5 protein-coding genes and 2 tRNA genes are annotated in these 6,000 nt (G+C 41.8%); 3 read left to right on the forward strand and 4 right to left on the reverse strand.

Annotated features, from left to right (window positions below; all coding sequences use genetic code 11):
• Window positions 1–137 precede the first annotated feature (137 nt).
• Window positions 138–227, reverse strand: a tRNA-Ser gene (locus A7098_RS18885).
• Between the two features lie 93 nt (window positions 228–320).
• Between A7098_RS18885 and mtfA the strand changes: the two genes are divergently transcribed.
• Together mtfA and A7098_RS18895 are read left to right on the forward strand one after the other, a co-directional pair.
• Window positions 321–1,118, forward strand: a complete 798-nt coding sequence (gene mtfA / locus A7098_RS18890) for a DgsA anti-repressor MtfA (RefSeq protein WP_024165184.1) — start codon at window positions 321–323, stop codon at window positions 1,116–1,118.
• 100 nt (window positions 1,119–1,218) lie between these two features.
• A tRNA-Asn gene (locus A7098_RS18895) sits at window positions 1,219–1,294 on the forward strand.
• A 95-nt stretch (window positions 1,295–1,389) separates the two neighbouring features.
• On the opposite strand, the gene A7098_RS18900 is transcribed toward A7098_RS18895, so the two are convergent.
• Window positions 1,390–2,448 (reverse strand): glycosyltransferase family 9 protein, encoded by a 1,059-nt coding sequence (locus A7098_RS18900; RefSeq protein WP_105281274.1) that lies wholly within the window; start codon window positions 2,446–2,448, stop codon window positions 1,390–1,392.
• A 298-nt stretch (window positions 2,449–2,746) separates the two neighbouring features.
• A complete protein-coding gene (hchA, locus tag A7098_RS18905) occupies window positions 2,747–3,598 on the reverse strand; it encodes a glyoxalase III HchA (protein ID WP_000218185.1) in 852 nt (283 codons plus the stop codon).
• A 571-nt stretch (window positions 3,599–4,169) separates the two neighbouring features.
• Between hchA and A7098_RS18910 the strand changes: the two genes are divergently transcribed.
• Window positions 4,170–4,574, forward strand: coding sequence for a universal stress protein (locus tag A7098_RS18910; protein WP_105281275.1), 405 nt, complete (start codon window positions 4,170–4,172; stop codon window positions 4,572–4,574).
• An 87-nt stretch (window positions 4,575–4,661) separates the two neighbouring features.
• On the opposite strand, the gene A7098_RS18915 is transcribed toward A7098_RS18910, so the two are convergent.
• A complete protein-coding gene (locus A7098_RS18915; protein ID WP_000824379.1) occupies window positions 4,662–5,720 on the reverse strand; it encodes a porin in 1,059 nt (352 codons plus the stop codon).
• Window positions 5,721–6,000 lie beyond the last annotated feature (280 nt).

Below are 6,000 nucleotides of genomic sequence, written 5' to 3' on the forward strand. Positions count from 1 at the left end.
AAAATCAAAAGACAGAGAAATGTGATCGCTAAGGTAGCACTGGCTACTTGCTGGCGTTATTTTTGCAGATGAATTTTTCGAATTTTCTCAATGAGATTTGTGTCACTGACACGGGGTGGGCTAATTGCTTGAATGATTGGCGGAGAGAGGGGGATTTGAACCCCCGGTAGAGTTGCCCCTACTCCGGTTTTCGAGACCGGTCCGTTCAGCCGCTCCGGCATCTCTCCGTTCAGATTGTTGCAATGATGCCAGGAAATTTGGCATTTTAACAGTCCCTGTCCGTGCAATTTTGTTCAAGTGACGAGTTTGCGAGCAAAACGATGATTAAGTGGCCCTGGAAAGTACAAGAAACCGTTCATGATGATGCAATTCCGTGGAAGGAAGCTCTGTCGATACCTCTTTTGACAAGTTTGACTGAGCAGGAGCAAAACAAATTAGTCACTCTTGCTGGACGTTTTTTGCAACAAAAACGGTTGGTTCCTTTACAAGGGGTTGAACTTGACGCTTTGAAAAGCGGTCGTATCGCCTTGCTGTTTTGTTTACCTGTTATGGAACTGGGGCTGGAATGGCTGGATGGTTTCCATGAAGTGTTAATTTATCCAGCACCATTTGTGGTAGACGATGAATGGGAAGACGATATAGGACTGGTACATAATCAACGCATCGTTCAGTCAGGTCAAAGCTGGCAGCAAGGCCCCATCGTACTGAATTGGCTCGATATACAGGATTCCTTCGATGCCTCTGGGTTTAATCTGATCATCCACGAAGTTGCACATAAACTGGACACCCGGAACGGCGATCGCGCCAGTGGTGTCCCCTTTATTCCTTTACGTGAAGTCGCGGGCTGGGAACACGATCTTCACGCGGCGATGAATAACATTCAGGACGAAATTGAATTAGTGGGCGAAAATGCCTCCAGCATTGATGCTTATGCCGCCAGTGACCCTGCAGAATGTTTTGCCGTGCTTTCCGAATACTTTTTTAGTGCCCCGGAGCTTTTTGCTCCTCGTTTCCCCTCTCTGTGGCAACGTTTCTGCCAATTTTATCAGCAGGAACCGCTGCAAAGACTGCGAAATGCGAATGAACGAGGCACATATTCAGCACCAGATGTTCATTAAATATTAAATTTGTTGCTTAATTAACCGATTGAAATAACGTGTGAATTTTAGTGTTGACACTCGCAGTGTCACTCAGTAATATTCGCCTCGTTCTCACGATTCCTCTGTAGTTCAGTCGGTAGAACGGCGGACTGTTAATCCGTATGTCACTGGTTCGAGTCCAGTCAGAGGAGCCAAATTTTGAAAAGCCTGCTTTCGAGCAGGCTTTTTGCTTTTCGATGTTAGCCATAACCGGACCCGTATCTAACCTCCCTTAAATCTGATAACTACATCAGGGCTGAATTTTTGCGATAATTCTTTTTATCGTATTTCTGAACTCATCCAGATTGATGTGATCAATATTTTTCCCTACCACAATCGTCTCTGAAATATCGGCCATAGCAGGCCAGCGTGTTTTATAATCGGCATATACTGCGATGACAGGGACATTATAAGCACTTGTCATATGTAAAACAGAAGTATCAGGTGTTATTGCGAGAAAAGCATCTTTTATGACGGCGGCAGAACGTGGTATTGAAGGTGACAATGATAAATGATAGACATTGTCAAAACACTGCGTTAGTTCTATTGCTTTTTCAGTACCATTCGGGCCATGAACAATGACAATTGGCATATTTATTTCATTTTTAATTATAGCTATTAGTTTTTGAGCTATTGAGCCTGAAAAAGTTCGCTCCTGAACACTACCATCAAGATTAAGAGCAATATATGCGCCCAATGAGGTAAGTTCATAACGTACCTCGTTTATTACCTCTTTGTTGATCGGCAGTTCAAATAAGGGGCGGACAGGCGGGAAACCAGCCTCTCGCATCATGAATGCCCATGTCATTGGTACTGGCGCCCGAAGAGACTGGTCCATTTTCGACGCCGATTTACATAAGGAGGAATAACATTTCATTGTTAAACCCACCACTTGTAAATTGGTTTTGGCTTTTAAATGACTTATGAACAGCATTGTCTTCAGGTTTTTCTTGCGCATAGCTTCAATGCAGAGATCCGGTGTACCGTATTGATCTCTTATACTTTGCGCCAGACTTTTTATTTCTCTAAAGCTGGCATGATCCTGCATTGTCATACTGACTAATGTTAATTTAGTCTCTTTAAGACAAAGCGAATCAAAAACAGATTTATTAATTGTGGATGCGACAATTAATAAATGTTTTATTTTATGTGATTCCAGCGATCTAATTATGGGGTAAATGGCCATTGCATCACCAATTTGGTCGGGGATGTGAATGACCACAAATTCAGTATTTGTAATATTGATATTTGCACATGAATAACCATAATAACTGAATGCAATGCGTCTAAAAATTGACACTAACGACATTTCCAACCTCGCTTCCCTACTGGTTAAAACGTGATGGAGTTTATCAGAGATAGTCGTTTTCTAAAATCGCTAAAAAGCGAGATAATACATAACTTATTTCTATTATTAATTTTTAATTATTCAATTAAATTATGTTTGTATCGCAAAAATACTTGTATTGCATAGCTTCAATGTACATTTCAATCTGAAGTCGATGCAAAGTGAAGGTAAGAGAAGAGATAAAACGTCAGCAATCAGAGTGATCATCTAAGTGGGGGAAATACCCCCACTTTTTTATTATACCGTAAGTGATGTCCGATTAACCCTGGTATGCAGCCAGCATTTCCTGTGCTGCGAGTTTACCCAGCGCATTCGCTGCAAAAGGACTGTCGCCGGTGAGAAGTTTACGATCCTTATGTACCCGGCCGGTAATATCATCATTGATGATATTCATTCCCATTTTCTTCAGTTCTTCACCAAAGTACCAAGTCAGATGGCCAGGCATATAGCCAATATCTGGCGTTTGTTTGTCTGCGGCGTCAGGGAACGCACAAATGGAATAACCGTTCAGCGGGTTATCACCATGACGAAGTGCCAGAAACGCAGCCGGACCATGGCAGAGAGAGATAACAAAACGGTCATTTTCAACTGCCCATTGTAGAGCGGTTGCAACTTCTTTGCTTTCCGGTAAGCCAATGAGAGCGCCATGACCGCCGGGAACAAAAATTGCTGCGTACTCGCTGTCTGCGTTTAAGTTGGCGACAATATCCGCTAATTTCTTCGGATTGCGGAACAAAGATTTGTGTTGCTCAAAGAATGGCATCACTTTTTCATCTTTGTGCGGCATAGCCCAGTATTCAAACTTCGTCATCAGGCCGGAGATGGTCGCAACTTCGAACTCGAAACCTGCTGCATACAGGTGATACAGCGGCAGCAACGTTTCAATCGGATGGTTGCCCGTTGAGAACAGTTTACCGTTATCGGTCGGCAGATAACGTTCGTCAGCGGCGATCACCAGAATTTTGTGCTTGCCGCTATACGGTTTTGGATAGTCCACTCCATCAAGATCAGATACCGGGCTGGTATACTGACTAAGCGAAAATTCTGAAGGGAAGAACGCATTATCTTCAGCAATATCGATCTGCGGATTCTTACTTGTTTGAACAGTCATAGTGTATTCCTTATTGTAACTTAGGTAGGTTAGTCACTATATTCGCGACTGAGCTGGGTGCTATATTTAACCAGGAGCGTAAAATGAGTCAATATACCGAAAGCGGTAGGAGAGTATGTTAAATATGGTTGGGTAAATACACAGCTATTATCGAATAGTGATCTCACCGATTCCACCTTATTTGCAATAAAAACTCAAAGCGTAGCAATATATTGTAGTCCATTTTTCAGAAAAGATGAGATTGCATATCCTCGTTACAGAGGGGGAGTGCAAAATTCGTAAATGAGATTTTTAGCAAAAAAATAATGATGAAACTGCCCTGTAAGGCCGTGAATCGCGAAAAAATGATGATCCAGATTAAGGTTTAACTGATGGCAGATATGATTAATTACATGGCATCAGATGTGCTAATTACAGGAGCTACCTGGAGTTGCTCTGCCAGGAGTGGCCAAGGCGCAGCTGATTTAATGTGCCCAATGATGCTGTATTTATGGCGTAAGTATAAAATTTAACAGATAAATTAATTATAACGTAAATTCTTTTTATATTCAGATGTTTTCAGGGATTTTCTATGTACCGAAATATTGTTATTCCGGTGAATGTCTTTTCCCGGGATGATAGAGAGCAAGCATTTTATCATGCGCAATTTTTCGCCAACGTTTCATCAGGGCATGTTCATTTGCTTGGCTTTATACCGGAGTATGTAAGGATACTGGAGCGGGGATATGTTTCTGACATACATCGTTTGGAATATGTGCTACGTGATCAGGCTTTGCGCCGTTTAGCTACACTGGCAGAACAGTTGGTTTTGCCTGAAGGGTTTATCCATACCTATGTTTATCTTGGGACTCTTCCGGAAGGGGTGAAGGAACTGGCTGAACAGCAACTGGAAGATGTTATTGTGCTGGGAGCTACTCAGGAATTGGGTTTTGTCGATATGCTACGGCAGTTTAGCGTGCCGCTGTTGCTGATTTGATGACGATAAAAAAGCCTGAGTTCGATGAGGGACGAACTCAGGCGGGTATTAGGTTTTTACAGTAACACGCCGAGGCGCGTTGGCTGATTAGAACTGGTAAACGATACCAAATGCGAGTTGGTCGTCGGTGTTCAGTCCATGAGCGAGAACATAATCACTCTTATCAAGCAGGTTGATCTGATAAGCGGTATATACGTTCATGTTCTTATTGAAGTAATACCAGGTACCGATTTCAATATAGTTCAGACGATCAGAATCTTTGTAACCTGCTACGTCCAGTGCTTTAGAATAGGAGTAACCGATGGATGGACGCAGACCGAAGTCGAACTGATATTGCAGAACAGCTTCGAAGTTTTGTGTTTTGTTCACAACATCACCGTCGTCGGAATTCATGTTGTGAGATTCACCGTACATCACAGCAGCATAGACGTTGTTGGCGTCATATTTTGTTGACAGTGCCCAAACTTCAGCTCTTTCGCCTTTACCATCACCAGACTGGTAATCAGTACGATCAGAGTTTGCATAAGCTCCCGCAAATGCAAAACCGTCAATGCTATAAGTAACAGATAAACCATGACCATCGCCATTAGCTTCGTAGTTGCCGGAACCTTCATTTTTACCCTGATATTGCAGAGCAAAGTTCAGACCATCAACCATGCCGAAAAAGTCAGTGTTACGATAAGTTGCGACACCGTTGGTACGGTTAGTCATAAACAAGTCTGTGCCTGCCCATGAATCACCGCCCCACTCAACGAACATATCAGTAAATGCTTCAGCATCGTAAGCAACGCCGAGGTTACGTCCATAGTCGAATGAACCAAAATCTTTGTAGTTCAAACCAGCATAAGCCAGACGTGTTTGGTCAGGATTTTGTCTGTTTGATGCTTCCAGGTCTACTTCAAACTGACCATAGCCAGTCAGTTCAGAGTTGATCTGAGTTTCACCTTTCACGCCGAAACGAGCATAAGAGGTATCTTGAGAGTTGTCGTCTTTTTCACCATTTTCACGGTCGGTCAGAATGCGTTCACCAACCATCTTGCCGTAGAAATCAACTTTATTGCCATTTTTATTATAAATTTCAGCCGCATTTGCTGCGCCAGCAACTAATAACGCCGGGACCAGCATTGCCAGAACTTTTCTTTTCATTATGTATTCCCTTGTGATTATAATCTTCATGAATATAAAAATAAGTGCCGTTATCCAAAAAAAGCACATTTGGATACTATTCTATGAAGTTCATTTTATTTTAAGAAATACATGTAACAAATGTATTTAAAAGATTTCAAAATATTTCCAATCTATTTAATATAATTCACGATTATGAGTTAAAACAATAAATATTCATGACATTTATGGTTTTATATCAAATAGTTATTGGTTTTTGATAAGAATGGATTGCGTCAATGATTGTTTCGCTAAAAATCGT

The organism is Escherichia sp. MOD1-EC7011, assembly GCF_002965005.1.
Classification (GTDB): Bacteria; Pseudomonadota; Gammaproteobacteria; order Enterobacterales; family Enterobacteriaceae; genus Escherichia; species Escherichia ruysiae.